This window comes from Eggerthella sinensis, assembly GCF_003339815.1.
Lineage (GTDB): Bacteria > Actinomycetota > Coriobacteriia > Coriobacteriales > Eggerthellaceae > Eggerthella > Eggerthella sinensis.
The window spans coordinates 25,619-40,376 of record NZ_PPTT01000016.1 but is presented as its reverse complement, the minus strand read 5'-3'; the positions used below and the strand labels follow the sequence as shown (position 1 = coordinate 40,376).

General features: G+C 69.7%; 13 protein-coding genes. 12 read left to right on the top strand and 1 reads right to left on the bottom strand.

Features of this window, described 5'->3' with window-relative positions; translation table 11 throughout:
* The first annotated feature begins 161 nt into the window (after positions 1-161).
* From C1876_RS10055 to holA, 3 genes are read left to right on the top strand one after another with little or no spacing between them, the layout of a single operon-like run.
* On the top strand, positions 162-848 hold the full coding sequence (locus tag C1876_RS10055) for a ComEA family DNA-binding protein (protein WP_114546598.1): 687 nt from the start codon (positions 162-164) through the stop codon (positions 846-848).
* Entirely contained in the window at positions 836-3,172 is a 2,337-nt protein-coding gene (locus C1876_RS10050; protein WP_114546597.1) for a DNA internalization-related competence protein ComEC/Rec2, read from the top strand. The genes C1876_RS10055 and C1876_RS10050 overlap by 13 nt, the downstream gene beginning before the upstream one ends.
* 10 nt (positions 3,173-3,182) lie before the next feature.
* Positions 3,183-4,160: a DNA polymerase III subunit delta gene (gene holA / locus C1876_RS10045; protein WP_114546642.1), complete on the top strand. Its 978-nt coding sequence runs from the start codon at positions 3,183-3,185 to the stop codon at positions 4,158-4,160.
* Positions 4,161-4,400: 240 nt separating this feature from the next.
* On the opposite strand, the gene rpsT is transcribed toward holA, so the two are convergent.
* Entirely contained in the window at positions 4,401-4,901 is a 501-nt protein-coding gene (gene rpsT, locus C1876_RS10040; protein WP_114546596.1) for a 30S ribosomal protein S20, read from the bottom strand.
* A 375-nt stretch (positions 4,902-5,276) separates the two neighbouring features.
* Between rpsT and C1876_RS10035 the strand changes: the two genes are divergently transcribed.
* The 9 genes from C1876_RS10035 (at position 5,277) to C1876_RS17985 (ending at position 14,755) form a co-directional block, all read left to right on the top strand.
* Positions 5,277-5,711: a cupredoxin domain-containing protein gene (locus C1876_RS10035; RefSeq protein ID WP_114546595.1), complete on the top strand. Its 435-nt coding sequence runs from the start codon at positions 5,277-5,279 to the stop codon at positions 5,709-5,711.
* 100 nt (positions 5,712-5,811) lie between these two features.
* A complete protein-coding gene (gene lepA, locus C1876_RS10030; protein ID WP_114546594.1) occupies positions 5,812-7,617 on the top strand; it encodes a translation elongation factor 4 in 1,806 nt (601 codons plus the stop codon).
* Positions 7,618-7,658: 41 nt separating this feature from the next.
* Entirely contained in the window at positions 7,659-7,847 is a 189-nt protein-coding gene (locus C1876_RS10025; protein ID WP_114546593.1) for a hypothetical protein, read from the top strand.
* Positions 7,848-7,857: 10 nt separating this feature from the next.
* Positions 7,858-8,847: a tRNA dihydrouridine synthase DusB gene (gene dusB, locus C1876_RS10020; protein ID WP_114546641.1), complete on the top strand. Its 990-nt coding sequence runs from the start codon at positions 7,858-7,860 to the stop codon at positions 8,845-8,847.
* Between the two features lie 17 nt (positions 8,848-8,864).
* Entirely contained in the window at positions 8,865-9,977 is a 1,113-nt protein-coding gene (hemW, locus tag C1876_RS10015; protein WP_114546592.1) for a radical SAM family heme chaperone HemW, read from the top strand.
* Positions 9,978-10,252: 275 nt separating this feature from the next.
* Positions 10,253-11,266, top strand: a complete 1,014-nt coding sequence (hrcA, locus tag C1876_RS10010; protein WP_114546591.1) for a heat-inducible transcriptional repressor HrcA — start codon at positions 10,253-10,255, stop codon at positions 11,264-11,266.
* Between the two features lie 57 nt (positions 11,267-11,323).
* Positions 11,324-12,463, top strand: coding sequence for a molecular chaperone DnaJ (gene dnaJ / locus C1876_RS10005; protein WP_114546590.1), 1,140 nt, complete (start codon positions 11,324-11,326; stop codon positions 12,461-12,463).
* A 7-nt stretch (positions 12,464-12,470) separates the two neighbouring features.
* Positions 12,471-13,271 carry an RsmE family RNA methyltransferase gene (locus C1876_RS10000; protein ID WP_114546589.1) on the top strand — a complete coding sequence of 267 codons (801 nt, stop codon included), beginning with the start codon at positions 12,471-12,473 and terminating at the stop codon, positions 13,269-13,271.
* Positions 13,268-14,755, top strand: a complete 1,488-nt coding sequence (locus tag C1876_RS17985; protein WP_244910103.1) for a MiaB/RimO family radical SAM methylthiotransferase — start codon at positions 13,268-13,270, stop codon at positions 14,753-14,755. Before C1876_RS10000 ends, C1876_RS17985 begins: the two co-directional genes overlap by 4 nt.
* Positions 14,756-14,758 lie beyond the last annotated feature (3 nt).

Genomic DNA, 14,758 nt, shown 5'->3' with positions numbered 1-14,758 from the left:
TGCTGGAAACGCGCTGGATCGTCGCACGTCGCGCGCGAGATGAACGTTCGATGCGCGTCGGAAAGGCGCAAGACCCACGGGATCGTTTCGCTGGACGCACGCCATCGATGTGCTGGATGCGGTTGCTATGCTGGAGGGGCAGGCAACGCGAGGAGGGCGGCATGGGGTTCGTGGAACAGGCGGAATCGTGGCGGGCGAAGGCGCACCTGAGCGGCGTGCGCCTCCCCGTGCTCGTGGGCGTGACGGCGCTCGCCGCGCTCGTGCTCATCGGCGCAGGGTCGGCGCTCGTGCATGCGGCCGCGTCCGACGGGTTCTCCGTCTCGCGTGACGACGGCGTGCTGGCGCAGGGCGGCGAAGCTCGGGGAAACGAAGGGGAGGCCGAAGCAGCGCCGGTGCGCATCGCGGTGCACGTGGGCGGCGCGGTGGCGGAGCCGGGCGTGCGCGAGCTGGACGAAGGCGCGCGGGTGCAGGATGCGGTGGATGCGGCGGGCGGGTTCGCCGAGGGAGCCGCGCGCGACGCGCTCAACCTGGCGCGCGTGCTCGTCGACGGCGAGCAGATCGTCGTGCCGACGTTGGACGAGGTCGCTGCGGCGGCGTCGGGAGGAGCGGGCGAGAGCGGCACCGCGACGCTCGAAGGTGCGACGACGGCGGGCGGCAAGGTAAACCTCAATAGAGCGACGGCGGCCGAGCTCGATGCGCTGCCGGGCGTGGGGCCTTCGACGGCCGAGAAGATCGTGGCCGACCGCGAGGCGAACGGTCCCTTCGGCACGGTGGAGGATCTCAAGCGCGTGTCCGGCATCGGGGACAAGAAGTTCGCCGATTTGGCCGACCTCGTATGCGTCGGGTAGGCGACGTCCCGCTGCCGCCGCGCCCGTCGCTGCCGCCCGTGCTGGGCTGCGCGCTCGCGCTGTGGGCCGCCTGCGCAGCAACGCTCGCGGTCGCCGAGGGGCTGTCCGTCGCGGCATGCCTTGTGCTGGGCACGCTCGGCGCGGCGACGGGCGCGGCGTGCGCCGCGGGGCTGTGGCGCCTGCCGGGCGCGCTGTGGTGGTGCGTCGCGTTGGGGGCCGCGCTCGGCGTAGCTTGTGCCGGCGGCTGCGCGGCGGCCCTGCACGCCGCGCAGGAGGAGGGGGACGGCATGGCGGGACGGTGGCGGTTCGAGGCGATCGGAGACGGCTCGACCGGCTTGTTCGGCGCCTCGTGCTTCGCGCGCGTCGAGCTGCCGGGGACGGGTTCGACCACGGTGCGGCTGAACTTCGACGGCGACGAGGAGCCTCCGCGCTACGGCGACGTGTTCGAGGCCGATGCGACGCTCACGGTTCCCTCCGGCACGTCGGCATCGTACTGCTGGCGGCAGGGCGCGGCGCTGAGCGGGTCGGCGCGCGCGGTGGAGCGCGTCGAGCGGGATGACGCGCTGGGAGCCCTGCTCGCCTTGAGGAACCGTGCGATCGAGGTGCTGGCGCAGACGGGGCAGGGCGACGGCCCGGCGGTGCTCGCGGCCCTCGTGTGCGGTTGGCGCGGCGCCCTCGAAGAGGGAGACGCGTACGCCGCCTACCAGGTGACGGGGCTCGCGCACCTCGTGGCGGTGTCGGGAGCCCACCTGTCCATCGTGGCGGGATGCGCTTCGGCGCTGCTGGGGGCCCTGCGCGTCCCGCGCCGAATCGCGCTCGCCGTGCAGGGCGGGCTGCTGCTGTGCTTTCTCGTGTTGGCCGCCGCTCCGCCGTCGGCCGTGCGCGCGGCGGTCATGGCGGGGGCGGGCATGTGCTCGTTCGCCGCGCGGCGGCGTCCCGCGGCGCTCAGCGCGCTCGCCGTGTGCATGATCGCCTGCATCGCACTCGCGCCGCACACCGCGCTGTCCGTCTCGTTCGCGCTCAGCGCGCTTTCAACGCTCGGCATCGTGCTGTTCGCCGGCCTGTGCTCGGCCTGGATCGCCCGCATGGTACCGCGAGCGCCGCGCCTCGCGCGCGATGCGCTCTCGCTCACGTGCGCCTCGAACATCGCGGCCACGCCGCTTGCGGCGGCGCTGTTCTCGCAGCTGCCGCTCGTCGCGCCGCTTGCCAACATCGCCGCAGCGCCGCTCTTCCCGCTCGTCTGCGCCGGAGGTCTCGTCGCGGTGCTCGGCGCGCTCGCCGCGCCCGCGGCCGCGCCCGTGCTGCTCGGGTGCGCGTCGGCGGGGGCGACGGCGCTCACCGCGCTCGTGCGGGCGCTTGCGACGATTCCCAACGCGAGCATTCCGATGGCCCTTCCGCTCGAGGTCGCGCTCGGCGTCTCGGCGGCGGGTGCCGTTGTGCTGTGGCTCGCTTGGCCGCACCCGCGGCTCCGCATCGTGCTCGGCTTGGCGGCCTCGTTGTGCTGCGCGGCCGTCGCGGCGTTCGTCGTCATGCCGCGGGTGGCAGGCGACGAGATCATCATGCTCGACGTGGGGCAGGGCGACGCGTTCGTGGTGCGCAGCCGCGGCGCGGCGGTGCTCATCGACACGGGCAACCAGGAACGCCTGCTGCGCGAGGCGCTCGCCCGGCACGGCGTGTACCGTCTCGACGCCGTCCTCATCACGCACGGCGACGACGACCACAAGGGCGCGCTGACCTCGCTCGCCGGCGTCGTGGACGTGGGACGCGTGCTCGTGGCGCAGGACGCGTTGTCGTGCGGATGCGGCTCGTGCGCAAGCCTCGTGGCGGACGCGCGAGCGCTCGTGGGCGACGAGGGGGTCGCCGGCGTGCGGCAGGGCGACGAGCTGCACGTGGGGGCCTTCGACCTCGCGGTGGTGTGGCCCGAGCGCTTCGTCGACGAGGGCGGCAACGCCGACAGCGTGTGCCTGCTGGCCGATGCCGACGTCGACGGCGACGGAGCGTCCGACTGGCGCGCGCTGTTCACGGGGGATGCCGAGCACGAACAGCTGCGCGCCCTCGTCGATGCGGGCCTCGTCGGGGCGGTGGACATCTACAAGGTCGGCCATCATGGGTCGAGAAACGCGCTCGACGACGAGGAGGCCGCCGTGCTCGCGCCGCGCATCGCGCTGGTCAGCGTGGGGGAGCGCAACCGCTACGGCCATCCTACGAAGGAGACGCTCGCGCGGCTCGACGCCGTGGGCGCGCGCATCTGCCGCACCGACGAAGAGGGAGATGTTTCATGCAAATTGACGGACGATCGGATCGAGGTGGAAACCCTGCGCTAGAATGGACGGCATGGCTACTCAAAAGAAACAAGAAGCACCGCTCTTGCCCGTGTACCTCGTCGTCGGCGAGGACGCGCTCAAGCGCGATACCGTGATGAAGCGCCTTCGCGCGCGCCTGTCCGCGATGGGCGACCTGTCGTTCAACTCCGACGAGTTCGGCGGCGAGACGGCTGCGGGCGCCGACATCGTGACGGCCTGCAACACGGTGCCGTTCGCAAGCCCCGTGCGCCTCGTGGAAGTGCGCGCGGCCGACAAGCTCAAGAAGGCCGACGCCGAGGAGCTCGTCGCCTACCTGGGCGCGCCGAACGAAACCACCGTGCTCGCCCTCGTCGCCGAGAAGCTGGCGAAGAACACGCGCCTGTACAAGGCCGTCGCGGCCCACGGCAAGACGGCCGTCATCGACTGCACGCCCCTCAAGCGCTACGAGCTGCCCAAGACGGTGCGTTCCATGGCCGTGAACCACGGCGTGACGCTGACGGAGGGTGCGGCCGTCAAGCTCGTGGATCTTGTGGGCGAGGACACGGTGCGCCTCAACAACGAGCTCAAGAAGATCGCGCTCGCGCATCGCGGCACCGATGCCGTGAACGAGCACGAGATCGTGGGCATGGTGAGCCGCACGGCCGAAGTGAAGCCGTGGGAGTTCGTCGACGCCTTCTCGGCGCGCGACGTGCGCAAATGCCTGCTGTACCTCGGTCGCATGGACTCGGTGTCGCCCCATGCGCTTCTGGCCATGTGCACGACGCGCCTGCGCGAGCTCATCTGCGCCCGCGCCATGGCCGATCGCGGCAACCCCCGCGCCGTGGCCGGCGCCCTCAAAGCGCCCGATTGGCGCGTCAAGAACCACATAACCTGGGCCCGCGGCTTCACCGCCGCCGAGCTCCGCCACGCGATGATAGCCGCCCGCGACACCGAGCGGGCCATGAAAAGCGGCACCGACCCGAAGAGCGCCTTCGTCGACTGGGTGCTCGAAGTGACCGCGAAGAGGTAGGGCCGCTTCGCCCCTTTTTCCTGTTGCGCCCGCAGCACGTCTTCCATTTCGCACACCCTTTCGCGGGCGCAACGAGCGGGGACGCAGGTCGCAAGGGGTAGACCCCGGTCGGCAAAGAGCACGGGACGCAGGTCGCAAAGCTAGCCCCCCCCCCAACGCGAGAGGGCCCCGGATTTCCGGGGCCCTCTCGCTCTTGATATGCGGACGGATCGCGGGGCGATTGCCGTATGCGCATCGATGTTATTCGGCGGCAGCTTCCTCAGCACCGGCAGCCTCGGCCTTGGCGGCTTCTTCGGCTTCCTTCGCCTTGCGCTTCTGAGCGGCGGCTTCTTCCTTGAGCTGCTTCTCGCGGCGCTTGGCCTTCTCTTTGGAAGCGGCTTCCATCTCGGCAGCGCGCGCAGCCTTGCGCTCGGCCTTCTTGGAGCCCGTCTTCTGCTCCTTCTTGGCCGGCTTCTCGTAGGCGGCACGATCGGCGTCGGTCGCCACGGTGTTGGCCAGGGCCATCACGCCGCTCTTGCGGTTCGCAGCCTGGTTCTTGTGGATGACGCCCTTCGAGGCGGCTTTGTCGAGCAGGCGGCACGCGGCGCATGCGGCGGCGTAAGCCTCGGCGCCGTTTTCGGCGGCGACGGCGTCCTTCACGCGACGGGTCGCGGTCTTGAGCTCAGACTTGACCGCGCGGTTGCGCATACGGGACTTTTCGTTGGTGATGATGCGCTTCTTCTGGCTTTTGATGTTCGCCATGGGTGATGTTCCTCCAATATACAAACCTATCGAATACCGTGCGTTCCCGGTAGCGCAAGCGCCCTGCGGCTTCGAGATACGACTGCCACGGTGCCGATAGCCTCGCATGCATCCCTCAAAGGGCGCGGCTCGTCCGCGACGCGGACAGCCAACGATGCATGTGGAAACAGGCGGGATTTCTCTGTTTCGCGGACCATTCGGTCACCCAGCACTACGAATCTTAAAGCGCAGCCACGTCTGCAGATCGGCGATGAAACCATCGCGCGAACGTATTTGCCGGATACACAATGCGATAGAATAGCAAAGGTTGCCGATGTTTTCACGAAGAATTGTCGAAAACACGTTTTTTCTCCCCGTCTCGAAAGGACGACCGCCATGAGAACCGCCGCCCTTCGACCGCTGTCCCTCGCGCTTGCCGCATCCTGCGCCCTCGGCGCCCTTGTCGGCTGCTCGAGCGGCTCGCACCAGGTCATCGACGCGAACGAGGGATGCGCGAGCTGCCATTCCGACGAGAAGGAAACCTTCGCGCCGGGCGAAAATGCGCCTGCGGGCACCCTGGAAAGCGGCTCGACCGTGACCGTGCGCGCCGACGCGGCCTCCATCGCGGTGTGCACGCCCACCCTCACCGCCGCGGACGGCTCGACATTCGTGCCCGTGCAGCAGTCGACGGCCGTCCTGAGCGGGGGAGAGGCCGCGCTCGAGCTCGACGACGGCCTGTGGGCCCTCTGCGTCGACGAGGGCGACCACGCCCGCTCGCAGCTTGTGCGCGTCGATTCGTCGAACGGCGAGACCGCCGTCGTTGAGCTGTAGGCGCCTCGAGGCTCGCCATCCGCCGCGAATAAGGTAGAATAGGCTTTCGTTTCTCAAGCGCCCGCATTGGCGCGCGCCCGTACGATGTGAAAGACAGGCTATGACCACCGATCCGAACTTCATCCGCAACTTCTCCATCATCGCGCACATCGACCATGGCAAGTCGACGCTGTCCGACCGCATCCTCGAGCTCACCGGCACGGTGGCCAGTCGCGACATGCAGGAGCAGCTGCTCGACAGCATGGACATCGAGCGCGAGCGCGGCATCACCATCAAGAGCCAGGCCGTGCGCGTGGACTACGTGGCCGACGACGGTCAAACCTACCAGTTCAACCTCATCGACACGCCGGGCCACGTCGACTTCACCTACGAGGTGAGCCGTTCGCTGGCCGCCTGCGAGGGGGCCGTGCTCGTGGTGGACGCCACGCAGGGCGTCGAGGCGCAGACGGTGGCCAACGCCATGATGGCCATGAACGCGAACCTCGAGATCATCCCGCTCATCAACAAGATCGACCTGCCCGCGGCCGAGCCCGAGCGCGTGCGCGAGGAGATCGAGGAGGGCCTCGCCATCCTCGCCGACGACGCGGTGCTCGCCTCCGGCAAGACGGGCGTGGGCGTGCACGACCTGCTGGAAGCCGTCGTGTACAACATTCCCGCGCCCGAGGGCGACGCGGACGCGCCGTTGCGCGCGCTCATCTTCGACTCCTACTTCGACCCGTACCGCGGCGTGGTGGCGCTCGTGCGCGTGGTGGACGGCTCCATGAAGAAGGGCGACAAGGTGCTCATGATGGCCACGGGCACCGAGGTGCTCGTGGAGGAGGTGGGCGCGCGCCGCCCCGCCGAAACGCCGCTGCCGACGCTGTCGGTGGGCGAGGTGGGCTACCTGGTCACCGGGCTGAAGGACGTGCGTCAGGTGAAGGTGGGCGACACGATCACCGCCGTCAAGGGCGGCGTGGAGAAGCCGCTGCCGGGGTACCGCGAGGCTAAGCCCATGGTGTTCACGGGCCTGTTCCCCATCGACGGCGACCAGTACGAGCCGCTGAAGGAGGCGCTCGAGAAGCTGTCGCTCAACGACCCGGCGCTGGCCTGGGAGCCCGAGAAGTCGCACGCGCTCGGTTTCGGCTTCCGCGTGGGCTTCCTCGGCCTCTTGCACATGGAGGTCATCAAAGAGCGCCTCGAGCGCGAGTTCGGCCTCGACCTGCTGGCCACCGCCCCCAGCGTGGAGTACCACGTGTACCGGCAGGGCGGCGAGATGATCAGCCTGCACAGTCCCCAGGAGATGCCCGACCCCGGCGAGATCGAGCGCATCGAGGAGCCTTACCTCAAGGCGAAGATCCTCATCCCGCCCGACTACGTGGGCGCGGTCATGGAGCTGACCACCGCGCGTCGCGGCACGTTCGTCACCATGAACTACCTGTCGCCCACGACGGTGGAGATGCTGTGGGAGATCCCGCTTTCCGAGCTCATCATGGACTACTTCGATAGACTCAAGTCCAACACGAAGGGCTACGCCTCGCTCGACTACGATTTCGACGAATACAAGCCCTCGAAGCTGGTGAAGCTGGATATCCTGCTGTCGGGAAAGCCGGTGGACGCGCTGTCGTTCATCATCCACAAGGACAAGGCCTACGATCGTGGCCGCGTCCTCACGGAGAAGCTGCGCAGCATCATCCCGCGCCAGATGTTCGAGGTGCCCATCCAGGCCGCCATCGGCGGCAGGGTGCTCGCGCGCGAGACGGTGAAGGCGAAGCGCAAGGACGTGCTGGCGAAGTGCTACGGCGGCGACATCAGCCGCAAGCGCAAGCTGCTCGAGAAGCAGAAGGCCGGCAAGAAGCGTATGAAGAACATCGGCAACGTGGAGGTTCCGCAGGAAGCCTTCATGGCGATTCTGAAGGTGGACGATTAGAGCGCGGCAGAGCGGCATCCGCGCACGGATAGGTTGATAGCATGGCACGTAAAGACGATTTCGACTGGCTCGACGACCCGTTCGACGAGAAGAAGGCGCACCAGCAGCAAGGGGGCATGGGCAGCGGCTCGAAGCTCGCGCTCGGCTGCGGGTGCCTCGTTGCGGTGGTGGGCATCGTCGTGCTGCTCATGTTCGCGCTCGTCAACGTCATCGACATCGTGGCAGCGTAGGGGAGCGGCCCTGATGGACATGCGCGCGTTCTTCAAGACGCACCGCCTGCTGCTCGCCCCCATGGCGGGCGTGAGCGACGAGGCGTTCCGCACGCTCTGCCGCGAGCAGGGCGCCGACGTCACGTACACCGAGATGGTGTCGGCGAAGGGGCTTTCCTACGCGAACGAGAAGACGCGGCACCTGCTGCGCCTCGCGCCGGGGGAGGACCAGGTGGCGGTGCAGCTGTTCGGCCACGAGCCCGACACGATGGCCTCGCAGGCCGCATGGATCGAAGACGAGATGGGCGCGTCGCTGGCCTACCTCGACATCAACATGGGCTGCCCGGCCCGCAAGATCGTGTCGAAGGGCGACGGCTCGGCGCTCATGAAGGACCCCGACCTTGCCGTCTCCATCGTGCGCGCCGTGTGCGCGGCGGTGAGCCATCCGGTGACGGTGAAGTTCCGGCGCGGATGGGCCGAAGGCGTGGAGACGGCGCCCGCATTCGCCCGCAGGATGGAGGACGCGGGCGCGGCGGCGCTGGCCGTGCACGGGCGCTACGCCGAGCAGCTGTACCGCGGCAGCGCCGAATGGGACGCCATCGCGCGGGTGAAGCAGGCCGTGTCGGTGCCGGTGGTGGGCAACGGCGACGTGAAGCGCGGCGCGGACGCGGTGGCCATCACCGAGCGCACCGGCTGCGACGCCGTGATGATCGCGCGCGCTGCGGAGGGCAACCCCTGGGTGTTCGCGCAGGCGAAGGCCGCCCTTGCGGGGGAGGCCGAGCCGGAGGCGCCCGGCGTGGAAGAGCGCATCGCCCTGGCGCGCCGTCACGCGCGGCTGCTGAGCGAGCGCGAGGGCAAGAACATCGTGCGCATGCGCAAGCATGCCATGTGGTACATGGCGGGCATTCCCGGCGCAGCGGCCGCGCGGGAGAAGATCAACGCCTGCGTGTCGGTCGAAGACTTCGACGTCGTGTTCGACGAGCTGGTGGCGTGCGCACGCGAGCACGCGGCCGGCGTATGACGAAAGGCGGGCCCCTCATGCCCCATGATCCCTACCGCGCGCTGTACGTGCACCTTCCGTTCTGCGTGAAGCGCTGCGCCTACTGCGATTTCGCCACGGCGGCGGTGCCGGCTGACGCGCCCGAGATCGACGCGTACGTCGACGAGCTCGTGCTGGACATCCGCCGCAAGGCGAAGGAGGGCGAGCTCGGCGCGCTCGAGACCGTGTACCTGGGCGGCGGCACGCCGTCGCACGTGGGGCTGGCGCGCCTGTCGATGCTGCTGTACACGCTGTCGCTGTCCATGCACCTCACGCCCGAGGTGGAGTGCACGATGGAGGCGAACCCCGAGAGCCTCACCGAGCGCATGGTGCGCGATATCTGGGCGCTCGGCGTGAACCGCCTGTCCATCGGCGTGCAGAGCTTCGACGACGACGTGCTGCGCACCCTCGGGCGCGCGCATTCGGCCGACGAGGCGCGGCGCGCCATCGAGGCCGCCTTCACGCGCTTCGAGAACGTGAGTCTCGACCTCATGTGCGGCATTCCCGGACAAAGCGACGAGAGCTTCGAGGAAAGCGTGCGCGAGGCGGTGCGCCTCGGCGCGACGCACGTGAGCGTGTACCCGCTCACCATCGAGCCGCACACGCCCTTCGACGCCGCCGTGCTGGCAGGCGAGCTCGACGAGCCCGACGACGACGCGGAGGCCGCGCACATGGAGATCGCCGAGCGCGTGCTGACCGAGGCGGGCTTCGCGCGCTACGAGGTGGCCAGCTACGCCCGGCCGGGCTGCGAGAGCCGTCACAACATCGCGTACTGGACCGGCGTGCCCTACCTCGGCCTCGGCCGTTCGGCCGCCACGATGACGCAGAACGCTGCTCGCCGCATGCGCGTGAAGGACGGCCAGGTCACCGACGACCTCGACGCGCGCCAGATGGCCGCCGAGGACCTCATGCTGGGCATGCGCATGACCGTCGGCGTGAGCGACGAGCGCGTGGAACAGGCCGCCGCGCTGCTGCCCGAGCTGCCCGCGACGCTGGACGGGCTGGCCCGGCGGGGGCTGGCGGAGCACCGCGAAGGCCGCTGGAGGCCCACGGAGCTCGGCTGGCTCTGCGGCAACGAGCTCTACGGGGACCTGTACGACCTGGCACCGTAGGGGCGCGCTTCGGTCTCCATCCTCCCATGGCGCGCCCGTTGTCGTGCCGGTCGTGCGCGCTTCGCGCGCCGACCGGGGGACCCGCAGGTTCTCCGACGAGCCCGCGCGCACGGCGGGTTGACCGCGCGTCTCCCTGCGGGCAGGGGCCAACCAAGGGGTCTCACCGTAGTTTCTTCACATTTCTGCACTCTCGTTAGCACTCGAGGCTTTCGGCTGCTAATATGATGCGTTACCATAGGTGGGGACCAACCAGTGAGAGAGGCAGGTGAACGAGCGTGCTTTCGGATCGTAGGCAACGGGTGTTGAGCGCCCTTATCGAAGAGTACGTCGCGCGCGCTCTGCCCGTGGGGTCGCGCACGCTGACGGAGCGGTACCAGCTGGGCGTGAGCCCGGCAACGGTGCGCAACGAGCTGTCCGTCCTCGAGGACGGCGGCTACATCACGCAGCCGCACACCTCGGCGGGCCGCATCCCGACCGATTACGGCTACCGCGCGTTCGTGGACAACCTGCTGCAATCCGACCTCGCGGGCGACGACGAGCGCTACCGTCCCGTGGTGGACCAGCTGCGCCGCAGCGCGAGCGAGCTCGATGCGCTGCTCGAGCAGACGTCGTCGGCGCTCACGCGCCTCACCGACTGCCTGTCCATCGTGCTGGCGCCGTCGGTGCTCAACCTGCACATCAAGCAGCTGTCGCTCATCTCGCTGTCCCCGTACCGGGCGCTCGTCGTGCTCGTCACCGAGGACGGCCAGGTGTTCAACCGTCAGATGGAGTTCGCCGAAGAGGTGGCTCCCGACGAGCTCGCCCAGGTGCAGCGCTTCCTCGGCGACGTGTTCAACGGCAAGTCGCTGCACGAGATCGAAGACGGCCTGGGCGAGGGCATGGTCGAGGCCTTCCGCGATCCGCTCGTGCGCATGGCGCTCGACGAGGTGCTGTCGTGCTTGCAGGAAAGCGAGCTGTCGCGCACGCACCGTCTGGGCGTGAGTTCTTTGCTGACGAAGCCGGAGTTCAGCCAGTCGCAGGCGCTGCTGCCCGTCATGCAGGTGCTCGAGGACGACACCGTGCTGCTGCACATCCTCGACGACGCCGCCCGCCAGGGCGCGGGCGTGCCGAGCGTGCGCATCGGGCGCGAGAACCCCGCGGCGGAGCTTGCGGGCGTGTCGGTGGTGGCAAGCCGCTACGGACGCGGCGCCGCAGCCGGCGTGGTGGCCGTGGTGGGTCCCACGCGCATGGACTATTCCAAGGTGATACAGGCGGTGCGCATAGCGAGCGCAGCGCTCGGAGACGTATAACGACATGGTGCGGCGGCGCGCCGTGCGCCGCCCGTGAGGAAAGGTTTCGAGAGCAAGATGGCGAAGGATCTGTACGAAGTTCTGGGCGTGTCCCGCGAGGCAACCGAAGACGAGATCAAGAAGGCGTTCCGTCGGCGCGCGCGCGAGCTTCATCCGGATGTGAACAAGGCGCCCGACGCCGAAGACCAGTTCAAAGAGCTGAACGAAGCGTACGACGTGCTGTCGGACGCGCAGAAGCGCGCCCAGTACGATCGCTTCGGCACGGTTCCCGGCGCGGCCGGCGGCGGCAACCCCTACGGGGGCGGCGGCTACGTCGACTTCGAGGACCTGTTCGGCGGCGGCTTCGGCATGGGCGACATCTTCAGCTCGTTCTTCGGCGGGCAGGCCACCGGCCGCACCCCCATGCGCAAAGAGGGCCGCGACATGGGCGTGGGCCTGCGCCTCACCCTCGAGGAAGTGGCCGCCGGCGCGAAGAAGGAGATCGTGTACGACCGCCTGGCGCCGTGCCCCGACTGCGAGGGCTCGGGCCTCGGCCCCGACGGGCGCGAGATCACGTGCCCCGACTGCCACGGCCAGGGCCGCGTCGTCACCATCCAGCACACGTTCCTCGGCGACATGCAGACGGCCACCACGTGCAAGACCTGCGGCGGCACGGGCCACACCATCGAGAACCCGTGTCCCGAGTGCGAGGGCCAGGGTCGCGTGCCCGACCGCCAGCGCGTCACCGTCGAGGTGCCCGTGGGCATCCGCGACGCGCAGCAGCTGCGCCTGTCCGGCTTCGGCGAGGCCGGCATGCACGGCGCGCGTCCGGGCGACCTCATCGTGACGTGCCGCATCCAGCCGCACGAGTTCTTCGAGCGTGATGGCGACAACCTGCATGCGCGTGCGAACGTGTCCATCGTGCAGGCCACGCTGGGCGCCGAAATCGAGATCGACGGCATCTTCGAAGGCGAGAAGGTGCAGGTGCGCATCCCCGAAGGCTGCCAGAACGAGCAGGTGGTGCGCGTGAAGGGCTTCGGCATGCCGCGCTTCCGCAGCGACGCGCGCGGCGACATGTACGTGCACGTGAACGTGGTGGTGCCCAAGAAGGTGACGAAGAAGCAGCGCGAACTGCTCGAGCAGCTGGCCGGGGAGCTGGGCGAGGACGTGTCCGACGCCCGCACGCCGCTGCAGAAGCTCCGCGACGCGTTCAACTAGGCCCGCCATGTCGCTGCCGCACTTCTATCTTGAGAGCCAGGTCATCGCCGACGAAGGCGCGGCGGCCTTCCCGCTGCGCCTCGCGGCCGACGACGCGAAGCACGCGCGCGTGCTTCGGCTTGCGCCGGGCGAGCACGTGGCCGTGGTGGACGCGGCGCGCGACTACTTCGAATGCGAGATCGTGGCCTTCGACGACAACCTGCCCGTGGTGCGCATCGCGCAGCGCTTCGAGGACGAGCCCGACCGTCCGATGGTGGTGCTCGCGCAGGGTTTGGCGAAGGGCGACAAGATGGACACGGTCATCCGCCACGCCACCGAGCTGGGCGTGTCCGCGTTCGCGCCGTTCGCGTGCGAGCGCTCCATCGTGAAGCTCGACGACAGGAAGGCGGCCGCCCGCGTGCAGCGCTGGCGCTCCATCGCGAAGAGCGCCGCCATGCAGTCGGGGCAGCGCGCGATGCCCGAGGTGACCGACGTCGGCGCCCTCGAGGACCTCTGCGCCCTGTTCGCGCACAGCACGGCCGTGCTCGTCTGCTGGGAGGAGGCGCCGGGCACCGCGCGTATCGACGAGGCCATCGAGCGCGCGCTCGTGCAGCTGCGCGCGGGTGCCGCGAACGCCCGCGTCGGCGTGGTGGTGGGCCCCGAGGGCGGCCTGACCGAGCGCGAGGTGGATGCGCTGCTCGCGTGCAACCCCCGTGCGTCGCTCGTGTCGCTGGGCTCGTCCATCCTGCGCACCGAAACGGCCGGCATCGTGGCGCCCGCGCTCGTGCTGCACGAGCTCAACCGCCTCGCCCGTCGGGAGCCGCGATGAACTTCGCCGTGGTCAATCTGGGCTGCAAGGTAAACCGCGTGGAGTCGGACGACGTCGCCGCGCACCTCGCCGCCCGCGGTGCCGAAACCCCCGAGGCGGACGCCGACCTCATCGTGGTGAACACGTGCACCGTCACCGGCGAGGCCGAGAAGAAGACCCGCAAGGCCGTCCGGCGCGCCCTGCGCGCGAACGACCGGGCCCGCGTCGTGGTAACCGGCTGCGCCGCCGCCATCGACCGCGCATTCTACGAGAACCTGGACGAGCGCGTAACCGTGCTGGGAAAGGCCGAGTTGGGAAAGCTGTGGGAAGGGGAGGGCGGCTACCAGGTTTGTGGACCCGCGGTCTCCCTCTGTGACGGCGAACCTGCGGTCTCCCTCTGTGATGGTGGACCTGCATCCTCCCCCCGTGACGGTGGACCTGCGCTTTCCCCCCATGGCGCGGCAGGCGAGCTCGCCGGTCCTGCAAGCACTCGCGCCGCGCAAGGAGCAGGGGGCGCAGCACGAGGAGTGAAACCCGCATCCTCCCCCCATGGCGCGGCAGGCGTTCTCGCCGCGCAAGGAGGAGGTGCCGCAGCTCGAGGAGCGGCACCTGCATTCTCCCTCCTCCGTTTCGGCCCTTCTTTCCGCAGCCGGGTGGGCGTGAAGGTGCAGGACGGGTGCGACAATGCGTGCACGTACTGCATCGTGCACGTGGCGCGCGGGCGGGCGACGAGCCGGCCGGCCGACGACGTGGTGGCGGAGTGCGTCGCGTACGCGCGGGCGGGCGCCGGGGAGATCGTGCTCACGGGCATCAACCTGGGCTCCTACTGCGACGGCGCGAAACGCGACCCGGCCGCCGTGCGCCTCGCCGACCTGCTGCGCCTGCTGCTCGACGCCACGGCGGACGCCGCGTGCCGCTTCCGCATCTCGAGCGTCGAGCCGCGCGACGTGGACGACGCGCTCGTGGACGTCCTCGCCGCATCCGACGGGCGCGTCTGCCGCCACCTGCACCTGCCCCTGCAGGCCGGCAGCTCGAAGGTGCTGCGCGAGATGGCGCGCCCGTACGACGCTCCGCGCTTCGTCGCGCTCGTGGAGCGCTTGTACGCCGCCGTGCCCGAGCTGGCGCTGTCCACCGACATTATCGCCGGGTTCCCCGGCGAGACCGACGCGGAGTTCCAGGAGACCCTCGACGTGGCGCGCGCCTGCCGCTTCGCGAAGATCCACGCGTTCCCGTACTCGCGCCGCGACGGCACGCCCGCGGCGGCCCGCGCCGACCAGGTGCCGCCCGCCGTGCGCGAGCGCCGCGCCGCCGCGCTGCGCGCCCTCGGCGACGAGCTGCGCGCGCAGGAGTACGCGCGCCGCGTCGGCACCGTCGAGCGCGTGCTCGTCGAGTCGCGCGGGCGGGGCACCACCGAGAGCTACTTCGAGATTCCCGTGCCGCCCGACGCGCAGCCGGGCACGCTTCGGGAGCTCGTCCTGCCGCCAGCCGAGAACAGCGAGGGGTAACCG

Bases quoted from the DNA above. Each gene is read 5' to 3' on its own strand.
- C1876_RS17985 (WP_244910103.1), top strand. From the start codon at position 13,268: ATGAACTTCGCCGTGGTCAATCTGGGCTGCAAGGTAAACCGCGTGGAG.
- hemW (WP_114546592.1), top strand. From the start codon at position 8,865: ATGCCCCATGATCCCTACCGCGCGCTGTACGTGCACCTTCCGTTCTGC.
- C1876_RS10050 (WP_114546597.1), top strand. From the start codon at position 836: ATGCGTCGGGTAGGCGACGTCCCGCTGCCGCCGCGCCCGTCGCTGCCG.
- C1876_RS10000 (WP_114546589.1), top strand. From the start codon at position 12,471: ATGTCGCTGCCGCACTTCTATCTTGAGAGCCAGGTCATCGCCGACGAA.
- rpsT (WP_114546596.1), bottom strand. From the start codon at position 4,901: ATGGCGAACATCAAAAGCCAGAAGAAGCGCATCATCACCAACGAAAAG.
- C1876_RS10025 (WP_114546593.1), top strand. From the start codon at position 7,659: ATGGCACGTAAAGACGATTTCGACTGGCTCGACGACCCGTTCGACGAG.
- holA (WP_114546642.1), top strand. From the start codon at position 3,183: ATGGCTACTCAAAAGAAACAAGAAGCACCGCTCTTGCCCGTGTACCTC.
- lepA (WP_114546594.1), top strand. From the start codon at position 5,812: ATGACCACCGATCCGAACTTCATCCGCAACTTCTCCATCATCGCGCAC.
- C1876_RS10055 (WP_114546598.1), top strand. From the start codon at position 162: ATGGGGTTCGTGGAACAGGCGGAATCGTGGCGGGCGAAGGCGCACCTG.
- C1876_RS10035 (WP_114546595.1), top strand. From the start codon at position 5,277: ATGAGAACCGCCGCCCTTCGACCGCTGTCCCTCGCGCTTGCCGCATCC.
- dnaJ (WP_114546590.1), top strand. From the start codon at position 11,324: ATGGCGAAGGATCTGTACGAAGTTCTGGGCGTGTCCCGCGAGGCAACC.